The 20,458-nt window shown below is 63.1% G+C and carries 18 protein-coding genes and 1 pseudogene; 15 read left to right on the top strand and 4 right to left on the bottom strand.

What is annotated here, in order from left to right; all coding sequences use genetic code 11:
* Position 1: 1 nt before the first annotated feature.
* Complete coding sequence (locus QQL64_RS12025) at positions 2-598, top strand: GNAT family N-acetyltransferase (protein ID WP_284399888.1); 597 nt, start codon at positions 2-4, stop codon at positions 596-598.
* Here the strand turns inward: QQL64_RS12025 and pssA are convergent.
* The gene (pssA, locus tag QQL64_RS12020) at positions 595-1,971 is read right to left on the bottom strand and encodes a CDP-diacylglycerol--serine O-phosphatidyltransferase (RefSeq protein ID WP_404600983.1); all 1,377 of its coding nucleotides are present in this window, start codon (positions 1,969-1,971) and stop codon (positions 595-597) included. The genes QQL64_RS12025 and pssA overlap by 4 nt on opposite strands.
* Before the next feature lie 552 nt (positions 1,972-2,523).
* Between pssA and QQL64_RS12015 the strand changes: the two genes are divergently transcribed.
* The 10 genes from QQL64_RS12015 to ilvA all read left to right on the top strand — a co-directional run bounded on the left by QQL64_RS12015 (position 2,524) and on the right by ilvA (position 14,678).
* Positions 2,524-4,131 (top strand): 2-isopropylmalate synthase, encoded by a 1,608-nt coding sequence (locus QQL64_RS12015; protein ID WP_284399886.1) that lies wholly within the window; start codon positions 2,524-2,526, stop codon positions 4,129-4,131.
* The gene (locus QQL64_RS12010) at positions 4,128-5,066 is read left to right on the top strand and encodes a branched-chain amino acid transaminase (RefSeq protein ID WP_284399885.1); all 939 of its coding nucleotides are present in this window, start codon (positions 4,128-4,130) and stop codon (positions 5,064-5,066) included. The genes QQL64_RS12015 and QQL64_RS12010 overlap by 4 nt, the downstream gene beginning before the upstream one ends.
* Positions 5,063-6,475, top strand: coding sequence for a 3-isopropylmalate dehydratase large subunit (gene leuC / locus QQL64_RS12005; RefSeq protein ID WP_284399883.1), 1,413 nt, complete (start codon positions 5,063-5,065; stop codon positions 6,473-6,475). Before QQL64_RS12010 ends, leuC begins: the two co-directional genes overlap by 4 nt.
* On the top strand, positions 6,472-7,056 hold the full coding sequence (gene leuD / locus QQL64_RS12000; RefSeq protein WP_284399881.1) for a 3-isopropylmalate dehydratase small subunit: 585 nt from the start codon (positions 6,472-6,474) through the stop codon (positions 7,054-7,056). The genes leuC and leuD overlap by 4 nt, the downstream gene beginning before the upstream one ends.
* Positions 7,053-8,144: a 3-isopropylmalate dehydrogenase gene (gene leuB, locus QQL64_RS11995; RefSeq protein ID WP_284399879.1), complete on the top strand. Its 1,092-nt coding sequence runs from the start codon at positions 7,053-7,055 to the stop codon at positions 8,142-8,144. The genes leuD and leuB overlap by 4 nt, the downstream gene beginning before the upstream one ends.
* Before the next feature lie 11 nt (positions 8,145-8,155).
* Positions 8,156-9,871 (top strand): dihydroxy-acid dehydratase, encoded by a 1,716-nt coding sequence (gene ilvD, locus QQL64_RS11990; protein WP_284400310.1) that lies wholly within the window; start codon positions 8,156-8,158, stop codon positions 9,869-9,871.
* Positions 9,868-10,884, top strand: a complete 1,017-nt coding sequence (ilvC, locus tag QQL64_RS11985; RefSeq protein ID WP_284399876.1) for a ketol-acid reductoisomerase — start codon at positions 9,868-9,870, stop codon at positions 10,882-10,884. Before ilvD ends, ilvC begins: the two co-directional genes overlap by 4 nt.
* A gap of 105 nt (positions 10,885-10,989) precedes the next feature.
* Entirely contained in the window at positions 10,990-12,852 is a 1,863-nt protein-coding gene (gene ilvB / locus QQL64_RS11980; protein ID WP_284399874.1) for a biosynthetic-type acetolactate synthase large subunit, read from the top strand.
* 24 nt (positions 12,853-12,876) lie between these two features.
* A complete protein-coding gene (gene ilvN, locus QQL64_RS11975) occupies positions 12,877-13,116 on the top strand; it encodes an acetolactate synthase small subunit (RefSeq protein ID WP_284399869.1) in 240 nt (79 codons plus the stop codon).
* Positions 13,113-14,678, top strand: a complete 1,566-nt coding sequence (gene ilvA / locus QQL64_RS11970) for a threonine ammonia-lyase, biosynthetic (RefSeq protein ID WP_404600982.1) — start codon at positions 13,113-13,115, stop codon at positions 14,676-14,678. The genes ilvN and ilvA overlap by 4 nt, the downstream gene beginning before the upstream one ends.
* A gap of 14 nt (positions 14,679-14,692) precedes the next feature.
* Here ilvA and QQL64_RS11965 read toward each other — a convergent pair whose 3' ends face one another.
* Positions 14,693-15,073, bottom strand: a complete 381-nt coding sequence (locus QQL64_RS11965; RefSeq protein WP_284399867.1) for a VOC family protein — start codon at positions 15,071-15,073, stop codon at positions 14,693-14,695.
* A gap of 265 nt (positions 15,074-15,338) precedes the next feature.
* On the opposite strand from QQL64_RS11965, the gene ubiA reads away from it, so the two are divergent.
* Complete coding sequence (gene ubiA / locus QQL64_RS11960; RefSeq protein ID WP_404600995.1) at positions 15,339-16,232, top strand: 4-hydroxybenzoate octaprenyltransferase; 894 nt, start codon at positions 15,339-15,341, stop codon at positions 16,230-16,232.
* A 3-nt stretch (positions 16,233-16,235) separates the two neighbouring features.
* Here the strand turns inward: ubiA and QQL64_RS11955 are convergent, their stop codons facing one another.
* Positions 16,236-16,949: a ComF family protein gene (locus QQL64_RS11955; RefSeq protein WP_284399860.1), complete on the bottom strand. Its 714-nt coding sequence runs from the start codon at positions 16,947-16,949 to the stop codon at positions 16,236-16,238.
* Positions 16,950-16,964: 15 nt separating this feature from the next.
* Complete coding sequence (locus QQL64_RS11950; RefSeq protein ID WP_284399858.1) at positions 16,965-17,171, bottom strand: hypothetical protein; 207 nt, start codon at positions 17,169-17,171, stop codon at positions 16,965-16,967.
* Between the two features lie 147 nt (positions 17,172-17,318).
* Between QQL64_RS11950 and bioB the strand changes: the two genes are divergently transcribed.
* From bioB to QQL64_RS11935, 3 genes and pseudogenes are all read left to right on the top strand, one after another.
* The gene (bioB, locus tag QQL64_RS11945) at positions 17,319-18,362 is read left to right on the top strand and encodes a biotin synthase BioB (RefSeq protein ID WP_284399855.1); all 1,044 of its coding nucleotides are present in this window, start codon (positions 17,319-17,321) and stop codon (positions 18,360-18,362) included.
* Positions 18,349-19,533 carry an 8-amino-7-oxononanoate synthase gene (bioF, locus tag QQL64_RS11940; protein WP_284400303.1) on the top strand — a complete coding sequence of 395 codons (1,185 nt, stop codon included), beginning with the start codon at positions 18,349-18,351 and terminating at the stop codon, positions 19,531-19,533. The genes bioB and bioF overlap by 14 nt, the downstream gene beginning before the upstream one ends.
* Before the next feature lie 28 nt (positions 19,534-19,561).
* Positions 19,562-20,305: pseudogene (locus QQL64_RS11935) on the top strand (sulfurtransferase); the annotation flags it as partial.
* Positions 20,306-20,458: the final 153 nt, after the last annotated feature.

Below are 20,458 nucleotides of genomic sequence, written 5' to 3'. Positions count from 1 at the left end.
GATGCCGCTTACCCCGATTTCTCTACAGGACGATCACGTCCTGCTCGAACCCCTCGGCCTGCAGCACGCACCCGATCTCGAAGCCGCCGCGGCGGATGGCGAATTGTGGAAGCTTTGGTTTACCAGCGCGCCGGCACCCGGACAGGCGAAAGCCTATATCGAGAAGGCACTCGACGGCCTCGCCGCGAACAACATGCTGCCGTTCGCGGTGCGTGAGAAAAGCAGCGGAGACATCGTCGGCACTACCCGGTTCTATGACTTCGACCCTGCCCTCCCACGTATAGCGATTGGCTATACCTGGTATGCGAAACGCTGGCAGAAAAGCCATTTGAATACGGCCTGCAAGCGACTGCTGCTCGGATACGCGTTCGAAGCGCTGCAATGCGTCGCCGTGGAATTTCACACCGATGGCCGCAACCTCGATTCGCAGCGCGCGATCGAACGCCTCGGCGCGCACCGCGACGGCGTGCTGCGCGCCCACAAGCGCCGCCCGGATGGCACGCTCCGCGATACGGTGTGTTACTCCATCATTGCCAGCGAGTGGCCGGATGTGTCGCGCTGGCTGACTATGCGGCTGACGCGACTCAGCGCCCACTAAAGCAATCGATTGAGCAGGCGATCCAACCGCACCCGGCTAAGTCGCCGTAACAGTCTGCGCACCTCGGCCGGATAGCGACGAGGGTTATCCAACGCATGGTAGTCGTCCAGCCGCGCGGCATGGCTGCGCAGCGCGGCCCATTCGGCCTCGTGCCTCGCCGTGAGCAGACACGATGGGTCGCGCAACAGCAGCCCGTTTTCCAGATCCAGCGCCCACGCGCGAGGATTCAGATTGTTGCCGGTCAATACGGCGATCTCGTCGTCGATCAACAAACCCTTGAGGTGATAACTGTTGTCGCCATCGCGCCATAGCCAAAGGTTGAGCTGGCCGCGAGCGATATGCGTACGGTGGGCACGCGCAAACCGTCGCAGGTTGCTTTCGTAAAGATACGGCAGCAAACCAATCTTGCGAAAGGGCTCCTGCGGCGGGATGTAGAAATCGTTGGCGGTCTTGTCGCCGACCATGATGTCGATGACACAGCCGCGACGCAGCAGGTTGCCGAGCACCGCACGCACAGGACGCGGCAGATTGAAGTATGGCGTGAAGAGGATCACCCGCTGCCGAGCATCGCGCAGCAAGCTCAGGAGGGTATCGTTGAGCTGATTGTCGCTGCGGCCGAAACCGAGCAGCGGCGTAACCGCCACCGCACCTTCAGGTAGCGGTTCGCGCGGCACCTGGTAACGCGCGTGCTGCAGCTGTCGGCGCAGATGACGGATCGCATGCTGCAAATCGCGCGTAGCCGGTAACGGTCTTTGATCGACTCGCCTGACCGCTTCGTTGTCGCGCAGATGATCGTGCACGAAGGCGGCCATGCTGTCGGCCAGCCCGCCATGACGGATAAGGTGATAGCGATCGAGCCGATAACGTCCGTGCCGGGCAAGGTAGACGTCGTTGATGCTCGCCCCGCTGTACAACACGTCCTCATCGATCACGAAACCCTTCAGATGCAGTACGCCGAACAGCTCCCGGTTCTGCACCGGCACACCGTAAATCGGCACGTCATCACCAAACCGCGTCGCGTACTGGCGATAGAGCGCCGCGTTTCCTTCACTGGCATCCTTGCCGATCAGGCCGCGCCGGGCGCGGTGCCAGTCCACATAGATCTCCACCTCGAGCGATGGATGGTTTCTGCGGGCGGCATAGAGCGCATCGAGTACTTCACGGCCGGCGTCGTCATCCTGCAAGTACAAGGCAACGATCACGATGCGGCGCGTGGCCTGTGCGATCAGCTCGAGCAGGGTCCGGCGGAAGGCAATCGGATCGTCCAGCACCCGGATGCCGTCGGCGTGCACCGCAAACGCCTGCAAGGCCTCCCGTTTCGGCCGCATGAAACGGCCCAATGGCAGCAGGCGCAGGGGAAGACGACGAGGCATCAGTAGGTTTCGGGCGTTCATGACGCCATGGTAGCGGGTCGCTTACCGCGCCCAGAATTCTGCGCCAACAGGGCATCGTCGGCTTTGTGATGTCGCTTTTCGCTCGTCTGCGTTGCTTGATATTCGTAGAAGCACACGTCACCGGGAACATCGGCATTGGTTGCTAATGAAACGAATTGATACGAAATGCGTTGATACATATGGACGTCCATCCGTCCGTACGCGAACGAATTGGCATTCGGAAAATTTTTCATAAAAAAAAGATTGACACGTCGTTACAGCGTGCCTTAGGGTCGACGACATGCCGCAGCGCAACAGCCACCGTTATGTGACCCGTGCGATCCGTCCACCGACGGACATGGATCTGCTGCCCTTCGGTGGCCTGCTTCTTCTTCCCCTCGTACTCGTACTCCTTATTACCAACGGAGGTGCGGGCTGAGGGCGCGTGTCAAGGTAAAGCAAAACTAACCTAGATACCCCGAAGAACCCCGCACCCGATCAGGATGCGGGGTTTTTTGTTGCCCCTCGGCACCGCCCCAAACGGAGCCAGGCATGACCCCCGAAACAGCACAACCGAACGACAACGACCAAGGTGGAGAAAGCGCCGAAGATCGCGTACGCATCTTCGACACCACCTTGCGCGACGGCGAGCAAGCGCCCGGTTTTTCCATGGACCGGCGCGCGAAATTGTGCATGGCACAAGCGCTGGAAGCGCTAGGCGTGGATATCCTCGAAGCCGGTTTTCCGCAGGCTTCCCCGGACGATTTCGCCGCTGTCGAAGAAATCGCGCGCACGTTGCGCAACACCACGGTGTGCGCACTCGCACGCTGCCAGAACGGCGATATCGACACCTCTGCACGTGCACTCGAACGCGCACGGCACGCGCGCATCCACCTGTTTCTCTCCACCAGCCCGCTGCACCGCGAGCACAAGCTGGGCATGAGCAAGGCACAGGTGCTGGATACGGCTGTCGCGTCCATCGAGCGCGCCCGCAAATACTGCGCGGATGTCGAATTTTCCGCGGAAGATGCACTGCGCACCGAGCCGGAATTTCTGGTCGAAGTGTTCAGTGCCGCGATCGCCGCCGGCGCCACCACGCTCAACGCGCCTGACACGGTGGGCTACACCACGCCTGCCGAAATGGTGGAGTTGTTCACCTACCTGCGTCGCCACGTGCGCGATGCGCATAAGGCCGTGTTCTCCACGCATTGCCATGACGACCTGGGCATGGCCGTGGCCAACAGCCTGGCCGCAGTGAGTGCCGGCGCGCGGCAAGTGGAGTGCACCATCAATGGCATCGGCGAGCGCGCCGGCAATGCGGCGCTGGAAGAAATCGTGATGGCGCTGAAGGTGCGCGCCCCGCATTTCGGCCTCCATACGCGCATCGACACGCGCAAGCTGTATCCCACTTCGCGCCTGCTGACCCAGGTGACCGGCCAGGCCGTGCCGCGCAACAAGGCAGTCGTGGGCGAAAACGCGTTCGCGCACGAGTCGGGCATTCACCAGCACGGCATGCTCAAGCATCGCGGCACCTACGAAATCATGCGCCCGGAGGACGTCGGCATTGCCGCGACGACCCTGGTGCTCGGCAAGCATTCCGGCCGCCATGCGCTGCGTCAGCGTCTGGAAGCACTCGGCCACTCGTTGGACGACGCGGCCCTCGACGGCGTTTTCAAGCTTTTCAAAGCACTCGCCGATCGCAAACGCGATATTCGCGACGAGGATCTCGAGGCATTGGCCCTGGGCTTGGATCCGGATGCCACGGGCCCGTGGCGCCTCGATCAGCTCAACACCAGTTCGCACTTGGGTAGCAGCGCTTCGGCGACGGTAAAGCTGATCCATGACGACGGCCGCAAAGTCGGCGAAGCCGCCATCGGCGATGGTCCGGTGGACGCTGTGCTGCGTGCGATCGAGCGCGCCACCGGCACCGACATGGTGTTGACCCGTTTCCAGGTCCGCGCAATGAGCGAGGGCGGCGATGCGCAAGGCTATGCGCAACTCACCGCGCGCCACGCGAGGCACGACTGGAACGGCAGCAGCGTGAGCACCGACATCATCGAAGCGACCGCGCATGCCGCGCTCGCCATCGTCAATCGCATCGAACGGCAAGGCATCGAACGACACGCCAATGCCGCGCCATTGCAAGGAGTTTCCGTATGAGTACGCCCTTTCTTTGGCACAACGGGCGCATCAAGCCCTGGGCCGAAGCCACGGTCCACGTCAGCACGCATGCGCTGCATTACGGCTCATCCGTCTTCGAAGGCGAGCGCGTGTATGCCACGCCCGACGGTCCTGCGTATTTTCGCCTCGCCGATCACACGCGCCGCCTGTTCGAATCGGCGCGCGTGTACGAGATCGAGATCGGTTATAGCGAACAGCAGATCGATGAAGCCTGCCTGGAATTGATTCGCGCCAATCGGATGGCATCCGCTTATGTACGACCGATTGTCTTTCGCGGCGCCGGCGGGCTCGGCGTTCTCCCCAGGGACGGTGCGCCCGTCGACGTCGCGATCATGGCTTTGGAATGGGGTGCTTATCTCGGCGAGGCAGCCGAAGTCGGCGCGGACGTGTGTGTTTCGTCGTGGCATCGTCCGGCGCCCAACACGATCCCTAGCTGGGCGAAAGCAGGCGGTAACTACCTCAGCAGCCAACTGATCGGACTGGAGGCGCGCCGCGGCGGTTTTGACGAAGGTATCGCGCTGGGGCACAACGGTTTGCTCAGTGAAGGCGCAGGCGAAAACCTATTCCTGGTCAAGCGCGGCAAATTGCTTACGCCGCCCTCTAGCGCGGGCATTCTCGCCGGCATCACACGCGACACCGTCATCACGCTCGCCGGCGATCTTGGCCTTTCCGTCGAAGAACGCGATCTGCCGCGCGAAGCGCTCTACAGCGCCGACGAAGTGTTCATGACCGGCACGGCTGCGGAAATCACACCCGTACGTTCGGTCGACCGCAAGAACGTTGGCAGCGGCACACCTGGCCCGATCACGCGCGCGCTGCGCGATGCCTTCTTCGGTTTGTTCAACGGCCGCACGCAAGACCGTTACGGCTGGCTTACCCATGTAGAAACCAATCGCGCCGAGGAGGCCGCATGAGCGCGCGCACGCTATTTGAAAAAATCTGGGACGCTCATGTCGTCGCGACCGAAACCGTCGACACACCGGCGGTGCTCTACATCGACCTGCACTTGGTGCATGAAGTCACCTCACCGCAGGCTTTCAGCGAATTGCGCGAGCGTGACCTGAAACTGCGTCGTCCCGATCGCACGCTGGCTACGCTAGATCATTCCACCCCAACGTTGCCCGCGCAGGCAAACGGCGAACGCCCCTACGCGAACGCCGAAGCCAAAGCGCAGGTCGCGCAGCTGGAAACGAACTGTCGCGAATTCGGCGTAAAGCTCTATGGCTGGGATAGCAGCGATCGCGGCATCGTGCACGTGATCGGTCCCGAACTCGGCGCCACCCAGCCGGGCATGACGATTGTCTGCGGCGACAGCCACACCTCCACGCACGGTGCATTCGGTGCGCTGGCCTTCGGCATCGGCACCACCGAAGTCGGCCATGTCATGGCCACGCAATGCCTGCTGCAACGCAAACCGAAAACCTTCGCGATCCATGTCGACGGCAAACTGCCGCGCGGCGTGGGCGCGAAGGATCTGATCCTGCACATCATCGGCGAGATCGGCGTCGACGGCGGCACGGGCCACGTACTCGAGTATCGCGGCGCAGCCATCGAGGCCTTGTCGATGGAAGAGCGCATGACGATTTGCAACATGTCGATCGAAGCCGGCGCTCGTGCGGGATTGATCGCACCGGACGAAACCACCTTCGCCTGGTTGAAGGGACGTCCCAACGTACCGCAGGGCGCGGCATGGGACGCCGCCGTGCAGCGTTGGCGCGGCCTGCATAGCGACGTTGACGCGGTGTACGACCGCGAAGTGCGCATCGATGCCAGCCAAGTACGCCCCACGGTCACCTACGGCACGCATCCGGGCATGGCTATTGCGATGGACAAGCCCATCCCCGCCGCGCGCAACGCACAGGAACAACGTGCGCTGGATTACATGCAAGGCAAGCCGAACCAGCCGATGCAAGGCACCGCTGTCGACGTCGTATTCATCGGCAGCTGCACCAACTCGCGTCTGTCGGACCTGCGCGAAGCGGCGAATGTGCTGCGCGGCCGACACATCGCCAGCGGCGTGCGCATGCTGGTCGTGCCGGGCTCCGAAGCCGTGCGTCGCGATGCGGAACGCGAAGGCCTGCATGACGTGTTTCTCGCTGCCGGCGCGGAATGGCGCATACCGGGCTGTTCGATGTGCATCGCGATGAACGGCGATCTCGCACAACCGGGCCAGCTCGTCGTCAGCACGTCCAATCGCAACTTCGAAGGCCGCCAAGGCAAAGGTGCGCGCACCGTGCTGGCAAGCCCCGCTACGGCGGCCGCTTCCGCGATTGCCGGCGCGATTGCCGATCCACGCGAATACCTGACGGAGGCCGCCGCATGACATCCGTAACGCGCATTCATTCGCGCACCGCCGTGCTGGTCGACGAAAACATCGACACCGACCGCATCATCCCCGCGCGCTTTCTTACCACCACCGAACGCAGCGGCCTGGGCAAGCATTGCTTCCAGGATTGGCGCTACCTCCAGGACGGCAGCGACAACCCCGATTTCCCGCTCAACAAACCGGCAGCGCGCGGCTGCGGCATTCTCGTCGCCGGCCGCAACTTCGGCTGTGGCTCCTCGCGCGAACACGCACCGTGGGCGCTGCTCGACTATGGCATCCAAGCGGTGCTGTGCAGCGAGATCGCGGACATCTTCCGCGGCAACGCGCTGAAGAACGGCCTATTGGCCATCGTGCTCGACGACGCGGAGCACAACTGGCTGCTCAAAAACCCCGGCATCGAACTTTCCATCGACGTGCGTGAACAGGCCATCGAGCTGCCGGATGGCGGACGCATCCACTTTCAGCTGGAACCGTTCGCGCGGCATTGCCTGCTCAACGGTGTCGACCAGCTCGGCTTCCTGCTGCAACAGGCCGACGCAATCACTCATTACGAACAGCAACAGGAGAAAGCGGCATGAAGGCGCGCATCGTTACCCTGCCCGGCGACGGCGTAGGCCCGGAAGTTATCGAAGCGGCAGTCGCCGTACTGGAAGCCGTTGCGGAGCGCAGCGGTCATACGTTTGAGTTTGAAGCGCACGCCATCGGCGGTTGCGCGATCGACGCGACCGGCGAGCCGCTTCCGGCAGCCACGCTGGAAGCCTGCAAGCACGCCGATGCGGTGCTGCTCGGCGCGGTCGGCGGCCCGAAATGGTCCGATCCGCACGCACCCGTGCGTCCGGAACAGGGCCTGCTCGCACTGCGTGCCGCGCTCGGCGTCTTCGCCAATCTGCGTCCGCTGCAGGTGCATCCCGCACTGGCCTCGCTGTCGCCGTTGAAGAACGAGAAGTTGAAAAACGTTGACGTGCTGTTCGTGCGCGAACTTACCGGCGGCGCTTATTTCGGCGCCAAGACGCGCACCATCGATACCGCGACCGATGAGTGCAAGTACACCGTGGCCGAAGTCGAGCGCGTCACGCGCCGCGCGTTCGAGCTGGCGCGCGATCGCCGTCAGCAGGTGACGTCCGTGGACAAGGCCAATGTACTGGAAACCTCGCGTCTATGGCGCAGCACGGTGACGCGCATCGCCGCGGAGTATCCGGACGTAAAACTGGAACATCAGCTGGTCGATTCGATGGCGATGCTCTTGCTGACGCAGCCATCACGCTACGACGTGATCGTCACCGAGAATCTGTTTGGCGACATCCTCACCGACGAGGCCGCCGCGCTGGCCGGTTCACTCGGCCTGTTGCCATCCGCGTCGCTGGGTGAAGGCAAGGTTGGCTTGTACGAGCCAATTCACGGCTCGGCGCCGGACATCGCCGGACAGAGCGTCGCCAATCCGCTGGGCGCCATTCTTTCCGCAGCGCTGCTGCTGCGCCATTCGCTGGGACTGGACATCGAAGCGACGACCATCGAAGCCGCCGTCAGTCATGTGCTGACCAATGGTCCGCACAGCCGCGATATCGGCGGCAAGGCCAGCACCGGCGACATGCGCGATGCGGTGATCAAGGCGCTGGACGACGTGGCCACACCCGCCTTTTTGTGCGGTCTGCGCGCGTGCGGATGAGCGAGGGCATGATGCGTAGCGATCTGATCAAAACCGGCCCCGACCGTGCCCCGGCGCGCGCCATGTTGCGTGCTACCGGCCTGCAGGATAGCGATATCAGCAAGCCGCTGGTGGCGGTGGTGCACACCTGGTCCAATGTCAGCCCGTGCAATCTCAATCTGCGTGAATTGGCCGAGCATGCGGCGGCCGGCATTCGTGCGGCGGGCGGCACACCGATCGAGTTCAACACGATTGCCGTGACCGACGGCATTGCGATGGGCACGCCAGGCATGCGCGCATCGCTGATCAGTCGCGAAGTGATCACCGATTCGATCGAGTTGGCCGTCGATGGCCATTGCCTCGACGCGATGGTGGTGCTGTGCGGCTGCGACAAAACCATTCCCGCCGCGGCGATGGCGATGGCGCGCTTGAATATTCCCGCGGTCGCGCTGTATGGCGGAAGCATCGCGCACGGCACGCACAACAACCATCCGATCACCATCCAGCAGGTGTTCGAAGCCGTCGGCGCACACGGTGCGGGCAAGATCGACGATGCAGAACTGGCCGCGGTCGAAAAGGACGCCTGCCCCGGCGCCGGCGCCTGTGGCGGCCAGTTCACCGCCAACACGATGGCGATGGTGATGCAGGCCTTGGGCCTGTCGCCGATGGGCTTCAATGATATTCCCGCAACGCACCCGGCCAAGGCGCATGCAGCCTTCCGTTGCGGCGAGCTGGTGATGGATTGCCTGCGCCAGCAGCGCAAGCCACTCGGTATTCTCGACCGCACCGCGTTCCAAAACGCCGCACGCATGGTTGCTGCGACGGCGGGTTCGACCAATGCCGTGTTGCATTTGCTGGCGATTGCCCGCGAAGCCGGCGTGCCGTGGACGATCGAGGATTTCGAACCCGCCTCCGTGCACACGCCTGTGATTGCCGACCTGTTGCCGGGCGGTCGTTACACGGCTGTCGAGTTGTTTGGCGCTGGTGGTAGCGCACGCGTCGCGCAGGAATTGATCGCCGAAGGCATGCTCGAAGATCGTCCCACGGTTACCGGCCGCAGCCTGTACGAGGAATGCGCCGCTGCGCCGCGCGCCGAGAAACAGGACGTGGTGCATCCGGTGAAACAGCCGCTGAAACCGCGCGGAGGCTATTCGATCCTATACGGCAATCTCGCACCGGAAGGTTGCATCCTGAAACTTGCCGGCAAAGGCGCCAATCACTTCGAAGGTGTCGCGCGCGTTTTCGAAAGCGAGGAAGAAGCTTTCGCCGCGGTGCAGGGCGGCAAGATCAAACCCGGCGATGTGATCGTGATCCGCAACGAAGGCCCCGCCGGCGGCCCGGGCATGCGCGAAATGCTCGGCGTCACTGCTGCACTCGTGGGTCGCGGCCTCGGCAATGACGTCGGTCTCATTACCGACGGGCGCTTCTCCGGCGCCACGCATGGCTTCATGGTCGGCCACATCGCGCCCGAAGCGGCACGCGGCGGCCCCATTGCACTGCTGCACGACGGCGATCGCATCTTCATCGACGGCGACCGCCGTGAACTGCGCACCGACGCCGATCTTGAAAGCCGCCGCGCCGGCTGGAAAGCACCCGTTGCGAAAGTCACGCACGGCGCGCTTGCCAAGTACGCGCGTCTGGTCGGCTCCGCTTCCGACGGCGCCACCACCCATCCGAATACTGCCGTGTCCCCACGGCCGCAAGCACAACACACCACGACAAAGACCACCGCAGGAGTTACCGCATGAGCAGCACCGCCACCACCGATACGCTCGCCAAGGCGCGCATCGCCGTTCTCGGCTACGGCAGCCAGGGCCGCGCCCACGCCCTCAACCTCAAGAACTCCGGCCTGGATGTCGTGGTCGGTCTGCGCCCGAATGGTCCCACCTGGCACAAGGCCGTGGCCGACGGTTTCCACGTGGTCGAACCTGCCGAAGCCGTACGCGGCGCGGATCTGGTCGCCGTGCTGACGCCGGACATGGTGCAGCCCACGCTGTACAAGCAGTCGATCGAACCCAACATCAAAGCGGGTGCCGCGTTGCTGTTCGCACACGGTTTCAACGTGCACTTCAAGCAAATCGAGCCGCGTGCGGATATCGACGTCGTCCTGGTCGCACCGAAAGGTCCCGGCGCACTGGTGCGCAGCGAATACGAACGCGGTCGCGGCGTGCCCTGCGTCTACGCCGTGCATCAGGACCAGAGCGGTCACGCGGAAGAGAAGGCCAAGGCCTATGCGGCCGGCATCGGCGGTGCGCGTGCGATGCTGATCAAGACCGACTTCAAAGAAGAAACCGAAACCGATCTGTTCGGCGAACAGGCTGTGCTATGCGGCGGCGCCAGCGAACTGGTGCTGAAGGGTTTCGAAACCTTGGTCGAAGCCGGCTACCAGCCCGAGATCGCCTATTACGAAGTACTGCACGAACTGAAGCTGATCGTGGATTTGTTCTACGAAGGCGGCATCACTCGCATGCTCGAGTTCGTCTCGGAGACCGCGCAGTACGGCGACTACGTCAGCGGTCCACGCATCGTGGATGCCGCGACCAAAGAGCGCATGAAGGCTGTGCTGAAAGACATCCAGGACGGCACCTTCGCGCGCAACTGGATCGCCGAATACAACGCGGGTCTACCGAACTACAAACGGCTGAAGCAGGCGGACCTCGATCACCCGATCGAGCAAGTCGGCGCGAAGTTGCGCGCACGCATGCCGTGGTTGCAGACCGGCGCAAAGTCCGAACCCGCGCCATTGAAGAAGGTTGGTTAACCCCATGCGGCGCTCCCCCACGCCCCCATCCTCCGGCGGGGGAGCGCTGCATGGCTCTTATCGGCACATTCTGATCATCGCTAAGGGACCGTAGTGAACATGCCAATGCTGAAACCATCATTCGCAGCCGGCGCCGACATCGGCGCCGCGCGTCACCCACTGGCAGGAAAGAGCCTGAGTGGTGCGGATGTCCTCGTACAGGTATTGGCTGACGAAGGTGTCGACGTACTTTTTGGCTATTCCGGCGGCGCGATCCTGCCGGTCTACGATGCGGTGTTCCGTCACAACGCGGAACATTTAAAACCGGACGGTAGCGAACCGATGCCGCTGATCGTGCCGGCCAACGAGCAGGGAGCAGGTTTCATGGCGGCCGGCTACGCGCGCGCCTCGGGCAAGGTCGGCGTGGCGGTCGTCACCTCCGGCCCTGGCGCCACCAACATGGTGACCCCGGTGCGCGATTCGACGGCCGATTCGATTCCACTGGTCGTCATTTGCGGACAGGTCGCTACGCAGGCCATCGGCAGCGATGCGTTCCAGGAAGCACCGATCAGCAACATCATGGGCGCGTGCGCCAAGCATGTATTTCTGGTCACCGACGCCGCACAGCTGGAAGCGACGTTACGCACCGCATTTACCATCGCACGCAGCGGACGGCCTGGGCCGGTGGTGGTGGACGTACCCAAAGATGTGCAGAACGCCACCCTCCTTTTCGAGGGCCGGGGCGAATTGCCGCTGCCGGGCTATCGCGCCCGTTTGCGCGCCGTGGAGCAGGCGACGCTTAGCGATACCGAATGCGCAAACTTTTTTGTTGCGTTGTCGCGCGCGAAGCGTCCGCTTATCTACGCCGGAGGCGGCATTGTCGCCGGCGGCGCGGCACCCGCGCTGCGCGCCTTCGTCGAGGCGTTTGGGTTGCCCGTCACCACTACGTTGATGGGCATCGGCGGCTACGACACTACGGAACCGCTGGCGTTGCATATGCTTGGCATGCACGGTACGGCTTACGCCAACTATGCCGTGGAAGATTGCGACTTCCTGTTCGCCTTGGGCGCGCGTTTTGACGACCGCGTCGCTAGCGTGCCCACGCAGTTCGCACCACGCGCAAAATTTGTGGCACATATCGATATCGACCCAGCGGAAATCGACAAGGTCAAGCATGCCGATTGGCATCACGTAGGACCGCTCGATCGCGCGCTGCAGCGACTCACGCAGTACGGCAAAGCACATCTTCATCAGCCGGCGCCGAGCGAGTGGCATGCCCACGTACGCGCACTCAAGCAGACGTACGCCATGAACTACGACCGCGATAGCGCACTGATTCAGCCCAACGCGGTGCTGGAAGAGATCAATCGACATACCCAGGGGCGCGCGATCATCAGCACCGGTGTGGGCCAGCATCAGATGTGGGCGGCGCAATACCTCGACTTCTGCGCGCCACGTCATCTGCTGACCTCCGGTTCGATGGGCACGATGGGCTTCGGTCTACCCGCCGCAATCGGCGCGCAGTTCGCACGCCCCGATGCGCTGGTCATCGATATCGACGGCGATGCCAGCATCCGCATGAACCTCGGTGAGCTGGAAACCGTCACGACGTATGGCTTGCCGCTGAAGATCGTCGTGCTCAACAACGTCGGCGACGGCATGGTGCGGCAGTGGCAGAAGTTGTTCTTCAAGGGCCGCTTCGCGTCATCCGATAAAAGCCTTCATCGCAAGGATTTCGTGCGCGCCGCTGAGGCGGACGGTTTCGCATGGTCGCGTCGGCTGGAGCAGCGCGACGAGCTGGCCGCAACCATCGCCGAATTTTTAGCGTTCGACGGCCCGGCGTTCTTGGAAGTGATGATCGACCCGGATGCCGGCGTGTATCCCATGGTCGGTCCCGGAGCCAATTACTCGCAGATGATCACCGGCGATTTCATTCCCGCGCGCGAAGCCCCGCATCTGGGCGACACCGCGGCCACCGATAGCTTCTGACACCGACCGAACCTGGAATCTGCCATGCAACACACACTCTCCATTCTGCTGCAGAACGAAGCCGGCGCCCTGGTCCGCGTGGCCGGACTGTTTGCCGCGCGTGGTCACAACATCGATACGTTGACGGTCGCCGCTACCAACGATCCGGCGGTATCGCGCCTCACCCTGACGGTGCGCGGCGACGATGCCACGCTTACGCAGATCCTGCAGCAAACGCGCAAACTGGTCGATGTGCTGCAAGTTGAACATCCGGCACAGGCATGAACGCCAGGTTGGCGCAAAACGATAGCGATATGGCGCTTACGGCGGCGTCCGTATTACGCCTGGCCGAGGCCGCACGCGTTTACGAAGTCGCGCAAAACACCGCGCTGGAACCCGCTTCGCTGCTCTCGGCGCGGTTAGGCACATCCGTGTTGCTCAAGCGCGAGGATCAGCAACCGGTGTTTTCATTCAAACTGCGCGGCGCTTACAACCGCATGGCGCAGCTCGATGAGACGCAACGCGCACGCGGCGTCGTCGCCGCTTCGGCCGGCAATCACGCGCAGGGCGTAGCCTTGGCGGCATCGCGCCTGGGTATACGCGCCACTATCGTGATGCCGGTCACTGCGCCGCAAGTCAAGGTCGATGCCGTGCGTCGCTTTGGCGGCAGCTACACCGATGTTGTTCTTGCGGGTGATTCTTATAGCGAGGCGCAGGCCGAGGCCCTGCGTTTGCGTGAGGCGCTCGGCGCAACGTTTGTACACCCGTTCGATGACCTCGATGTGATCGCAGGCCAAGCAACCATCGCGCTCGAAATGCTGGCCCAACATCCCGGACCGCTGCACTCGGTGTTCGTTCCCATCGGCGGCGGCGGATTGATTGCCGGCATCGCGTCCGTGATCAAAGCGCGGCGACCGGAGGTACGCGTGATAGGTGTGCAGGCCAGCGATGCCGATTCGATGGCACGAGCGCTCGATGCAGGTACTCGCGTGGCGCTGGACGAGGTCGGCCTGTTTGCCGACGGCACGGCGGTCAAGCAGGTGGGTGCATTGACCTTCTCGCTATGCCAGCAATACGTCGACGATGTGCTGCGCGTGGATACCGATGCCATTTGTGCGGCGATTCGCGATATTTACCAGGATACCCGCAGCATTCCGGAACCTTCCGGCGCGCTGGCGCTCGCGGGACTCAAACAATACGTCGCTGCCCACGGCGCATGCAGCGGCTCGCTTGTGGCGATAGTCTCGGGCGCCAATATGAATTTCGATCGCCTGCGCTTCGTCGCTGAACGCGCGGAAGTCGGCGAACAACGCGAGGCGGTGTTTGCAGTCACCATTCCCGAGCAACGCGGCAGCTTCCGACGCTTCTGCAATGCGCTTGGCCAGCACTCGATTACCGAATTCAATTACCGCATCGGCGACGCCCATGCGGCGCATATTTTCGTGGGCATCCAGACCGCGCAACGTGGTGAGCGCGAGGCGCTGACCGATGCGTTCCGCGCCAATGATTTCGGCGTACTCGATCTTACCGACGACGAACTGGCCAAGCTGCACCTGCGCCACATGATCGGTGGCCGTTCGGCGCTTGCTCGCGATGAGCGGCTTTACCGCTTCGATTTTCCCGAACGCCCAGGCGCTTTGGCGCGTTTCCTGGAACGCATGCATCCGGACTGGAACATCAGCCTGTTCCATTACCGCAATCACGGCGCCGACTATGGACGGATTCTGGTCGGAATGCAGGTGCCACCCAACGAGCTTTCGCTGCTGCGCGATTTTCTCAACACGCTGGGCTATCCACACGTGGACGAAAGCGACAATCCCGCCTATCGATTGCTGCTGCGCGCGTAACGCATCCCGGCACGCTATGCGTGGCCGGCGAGCATCTCATCCATCGAACCACCGGCATCCAGTTCGAACACATGGTTGTCGTAGTCCATGAAATACAGCGCGGTATCCTTGCGCGCCATGAAATGCTCGACGTCGAACGTGGCGAGTTTGCCGGCACATGCCATCAGCTCGTCGTGGCTGACCTCGAGCGCGATGTGATCGCCGGTGCGGCAAGCAGGGCCGGTTCCCTGCACTATGACGAACCACACCCCGCCGAATTTCGCAAAGGTTTGCGGATGACCTTCATCATCCGGGCGGTCGGCGATGACCTGGGCGCCAAGCACCCCGGAGAATAGGGCGGCAGTGCGTGCGGGATCGCGCACGATCAGTGCAATATGACCGATGGACATAGTCATGGATGGTTCCTGCCGCCGTTTGCCATGCCGGATGCTAGACCGATCCCCAGGCACGGGCAATCGGCGCGCCGGCAGCAGCCAGGTGGTATTGCGCACAGTTTCGGCGTGGGGATGGCACGCTACACTTGAGGGTATGGCTCCGACCTCTCGCAAGCGCCAGCGGCGCACTCCTTCGGCGCCGGCCGTCACTCGCACGCGTCCCGCCACGGCACCATCGGCGAGTCGCACGCAACGGCCGGCCGACAGCTCCACGCGCGCCTCGCGCGTGCTGGACTGGTTGCTGCAGAAATTGCCCGAACAACATCGGCAGAAGGCACACGACATTCTGGTGCTCACACGCATGGATCGCCCGATCGGTGCCCTGTTGCTGCTATGGCCGACCTGGTGGGCGCTATGGCTGGCGGCGAACGATTTTCCACCCTGGAAGATGCTGGTGATCTTCACGCTGGGCGTGTTCGCCATGCGCGCGGCGGGCTGCGCGATCAACGATTTCGCCGATCGCAAGCTCGATCCGCAGGTGGCTCGGACGGCGGGACGGCCGATCGCTTCCGGACGGGTGACACCACGCGAAGCCCTGATCGTTTTCGCCGGCTTGCTGGTGTTCGCCTTTCTGTTGGTGCTGCTGACCAATCCGTTGACGATCAAGCTGTCCTTTATCGGCGCGGTGCTGGCGGCGCTCTATCCCTTCACCAAACGCTACACGGATATGCCGCAAGTGGTGCTGGGCGCGGCGTTCGGCTGGTCGATACCGATGGCCTTCGCCGCCGTGCAAAACAGTGTGCCGCCCCTGGGCTGGCTGCTGTTTATCGCCAACATCCTGTGGTCGGTGATCTACGACACCGAATACGCGATGGTCGATCGCGAGGACGATCTCAAGGCCGGTGCGCGCTCTACCGCCATTCTGTTTGGCGATGCGGATGTGCCGATCATCGGCGTATTGATGGGCACCTTTGTGGTGGCGATGGTGATGGTCGGCACGCGCGCCAAGCTGGGTTGGCCCTATTGGGTGGCCGTACTGGCCACGATCGGACTGTTCGGCTGGCAGCAATGGCTGATCCGCAACCGCCAACGCGACGCCTGCCTGGCTGCGTTTCGGCACAACAATTGGCTTGGCCTCACGCTGTGGATCGGTATTGCCCTGGCGCTTGCCGTGCGCTGATGCTCATCGACCCGGTATGGGTGCTCGCGCCAGCGCCCATACATCGACCCGCTCGACACCGGCGCGTTTCAGCACCCTGGTGCATTCGCTCAACGTGGTGCCGGTGGTGAAGACATCGTCCAGCACGGCGACGTGGGCAGGTAAAGCGACGTCACCGCGCAAAGCGAATGCGCCGCGCAGATTGCGGCGACGTTCGGTTGCGTCCAGTGCGGTCTGGGCGTCCGTGTGACGAACGCGGCGCAGGACATCGTGCGCACAAGGAATATTCAATGCGCGCGCTAGCGGTCGTGCCATTTCCAGCGCCTGGTTGTAACCGCGCTCACGCAGGCGGCGTCGATGCAGCGGCACGGGAAGAATCAGTTGCGGCAACGCGGGCGGGTGGGGTTGACGCTGCCACAGCGTAGCCAGCACACGACCGGCGGCAAGATCGCGACTGAATTTGAAACGTGTTTCCAGCCGATCCAGTGGCCACGCGTAACGAAAAGGCGCCCAGGCCGCATGCCATTGGGGCGCCTTGCGCAGGCAACGGCCGCACAGTGGCGCCGACACGGGCAGCGGTAAGGCACAGCGCTCGCAGCAGTGCGTATTGCGCGGCAATTCCTCGATGCACGCCGCACACAGGTCGACCCCTTCCGCGCCCGCATCGCCGCACAGCAAACATCGCCAGGGCAATAGCCAGCGATGCAGCACGGTGAGGAGGCGTTTCGGCGCATCCATGCGCGGATGGCGGGATTAGTTGCCCGGCTTGAACAACGCCGCGTCGAGGATCGACCAGAGGTGGATGATCCAGCCCATCCAAACGATCCACAGCGCCGCGGCCAGCACGAACATGACGACCGCTTTCAGCAATCGCCCCTGCACCAGCTGGCCTAGGCCTGGAATAAAAAAGCTGCATACCGCCGCGATGACGTTGCCACTGCTGCCCTGTCCTGCACTCATGGATCGCTTCCCTCGATAGTGGAGAGCAAATGGTAATGGGTCCGGCGGCCCTTCGGCTCCGTCAACCATTCTCGCGCGTATCCAGTTGACAGCCTTCCAGGCCACTTCCACACTTATATGCCGCGTGTTTTCTGGAACCCCAAGCCCATGTCTGTAGCCGCTTTTCGCCATGACTGGACGCGCGACGAAGTCGCTGCGCTGTTTGCCTTGCCGTTCAATGAACTGCTGCATCGCGCGCACAGCGAGCATCGCGCCCACCACGATCCGAACGCGGTTCAGGTCTCCACCCTGCTTTCGATCAAGACCGGCGGCTGTCCCGAGGACTGCGGTTATTGCCCGCAAGCAGCCCGCTACCACACCGGCGTGAAAGCCGAAAAGCTGATGTCGGTGGACGCCGTGGTCGCCCGTGCCCAGGCCGCCAAGCATGCCGGCGCCAGCCGTTTTTGCATGGGCGCTGCGTGGCGCAGCCCGAAAGATCGCGATGTGGTCAAAGTGGCCGAGATCGTTTCCGCCGTAAAAGCGCTGGGCCTGGAAACCTGCGCGACGCTCGGCATGCTCACCGATACGCAGGCACAAACGCTGAAACACGCAGGCCTGGACTACTACAACCACAACCTGGATACCGCGCCGGAGTTCTACGGCGAGATCATCCACACCCGCGAATACCAGGACCGCCTGGACACGCTCGAGCACATTCGCGAAGCCGGCCTGAAGACCTGCTGCGGCGGTATCGTCGGCATGGGCGAGACGCGCACCCAGCGCGCCGGCCTGCTGCAGACGCTGGCCAATCTGCCCGAGCATCCGCAGTCGGTGCCGATCAACCAATTGGTGCAGGTGGAAGGCACGCCTCTGCACGGCACTGAAGCGCTGGATCCGTTCGAGTTCGTGCGCACGATCGCCGTGGCGCGTATTTTGATGCCAGCCTCGATGGTGCGTCTGTCCGCCGGCCGTCAGGAGATGGACGATGCCGTGCAAGCGCTGTGCTTTTTCGCCGGCGCCAATTCGATTTTCTACGGCGAGAAGCTGCTGACCACCGGCAACCCCGACGTGGAACACGACCGTGCGCTGTTCCGCCGCCTCGACCTGCACCCGCTGGAAGTGATCGAAGAAGCCGGCACCGTACATGCCGACATCCTGGAAACGGAAGCGAACGGATGCGGCCAAGGTTGTGGCTGCAGTGCCGCGGCCTGACCTGCTCGAACGACTGGCCGTCCAGACGGCCGAACGTTCGCAGGCTCAGTTGCAGCGGCGATTGCGCACGATTGCGCACACTGACGGCCCCTGGGTAGAGAGCAACGGGCGACGCTTGCTTGCCTTTTGCAGCAATGATTACCTGGGCCTAGCGCAACACCCGAGTCTGATCGCCGCACTTAAAAAAGCCGCCGATACAAGTGGCGTCGGCAGCGGCTCCGCGCATCTGATTTGCGGCCATCGCCGCGAACACGCCGCACTGGAAGAAGCGCTGGCCGAATGGACCGGGCGCGAGCGTGCGCTGTTGTTCTCCACCGGTTACATGGCCAATCACGGTGTGATGCAGGCGCTGCTACAACGCGGCGAACTGTGCGTGCAGGACAAACTCAACCACGCCTGCCTGCTCGATGGCGCGCAGCTTGCCGGAGCCACGCTGAAACGGTATCCGCACGGGGACATCGATGCTGCGGCACGTCAGTTGCGCATCACCACCGAAGGCTGCGCACTGCTTGCCACCGATGGCGTATTCAGCATGGATGGCGATATCGCGCCGCTGCGCGATCTGGCCGCGCTGTGCGATAGCGAAGGCGCCACGCTGATGGTGGACGATGCACATGGCCTAGGTGTGCTCGGTAACGACGGCGCCGGCAGCGTGGCCGAAGCCGGCCTGGGTGAACGCGACGTGCCTGTCCTTATGGCGACGCTGGGCAAAGCCCTTGGATGCAGCGGCGCCTTTGTCGCCGGCTCTGCCGCGTTGGTGGACGGGCTTATCCAGTTTGCACGCACATACATCTACACCACGGCCATGCCGCCGGCGCTGGCAGCAGCGGCTCATTGCGCTGTTGCCATGGCACGCAGCGAGAGCTGGCGGCGCGAGAAGCTCAACCATCTGATCCAACGCTTCCGGCGCGGCGCGACCGAACTCGGCTTGCCGCTGATGCCGTCGCGCACGGCGATCCAGCCACTGTTGCTGAGGGATGCGCAGCGCGCCCTGGAAGCCTCGCAGGCTCTGGAAGCGCAGGGTTTGCTGGTGGTGGCGATCCGCCCGCCCACCGTGCCGCAAGACCAGGCGCGACTGCGTATCACGCTGTCGGCAGCACATGAGGAGGCCCATGTTGATCGGTTGCTGGAAGCGCTGGCGTCCCTGCGCCTGGCGGATGCCCCGGTATAATTGCCCTTCGAGCGCCCCCGGCTTGCCTATGTCGATCCTCAACATCTCCGCCTATCGTTTCGTCAGCCTGGACGACCTGCCAGCGCTGCGCGAACGCGTGCTCGCGCAATGCCATGCGCTGGCGCTGAAAGGCACCATTTTGCTGGCGCCGGAAGGGATCAATCTGTTTCTGGCCGGCTCGCGCGAAGCGATCGACGCATTCATGACCTGGCTGCGCAACGACTCGCGCTTTGCAGATTTGCAAGCGAAGGAATCGCTTTCCGACGACGTGCCTTTCAAGCGCATGCGCGTGCGCCTGAAGAAGGAAATCATCACGCTGCGCCAGCCGACGATCCGTCCTGAAGGCGGTCGCGCGCCAGCGGTGGATGCGGCCACGCTCAAACGCTGGCTGGATCAGGGACATGATGACGACGGTCACGAGGTCGTGCTGCTCGACACCCGCAATGACTACGAAATCGACGTCGGCAAGTTTCCGCAAGCGGTCGATTACCGGATATCCAGCTTCACCGAATTGCCGGTGGCGCTAGCGGCCGATCAGGCGCGCTATGCCGGCAAGACCGTTGTCTCGTATTGCACGGGTGGCATTCGCTGCGAGAAAGCCGTGTTGCATATGCAGGACGTCGGCATGCAGCGCGTATATCAGCTTGAAGGTGGCATTCTGAAATACTTCGAAGAAGTCGGCGGTACGCATTGGCAGGGCGACTGCTTCGTATTCGATGAACGCGGCGCCGTCGATAAGTCGCTCATACCTTCATCTTTACCCCCTCTCCCCTCCGGGGAGAGGGCTGGGGTGAGGGGACAATCTTGCGCTATTGGCCGTTCGGGGCCTTGCTCTGAACAGAGATCAGAGCAAGCACCAACCCCTCACCTCAATCCTCTCCTCGCTCCTCAGAACCGAGTACATCCATGTACTCTCCCCGCGTGC

This window comes from Dyella lipolytica (genome assembly GCF_030160075.1).
Classification (GTDB): Bacteria; Pseudomonadota; Gammaproteobacteria; order Xanthomonadales; family Rhodanobacteraceae; genus Dyella_B; species Dyella_B lipolytica.
Note: the sequence above shows the minus strand (reverse complement) of the source record. Positions and strands in the feature narration are given on the sequence as shown.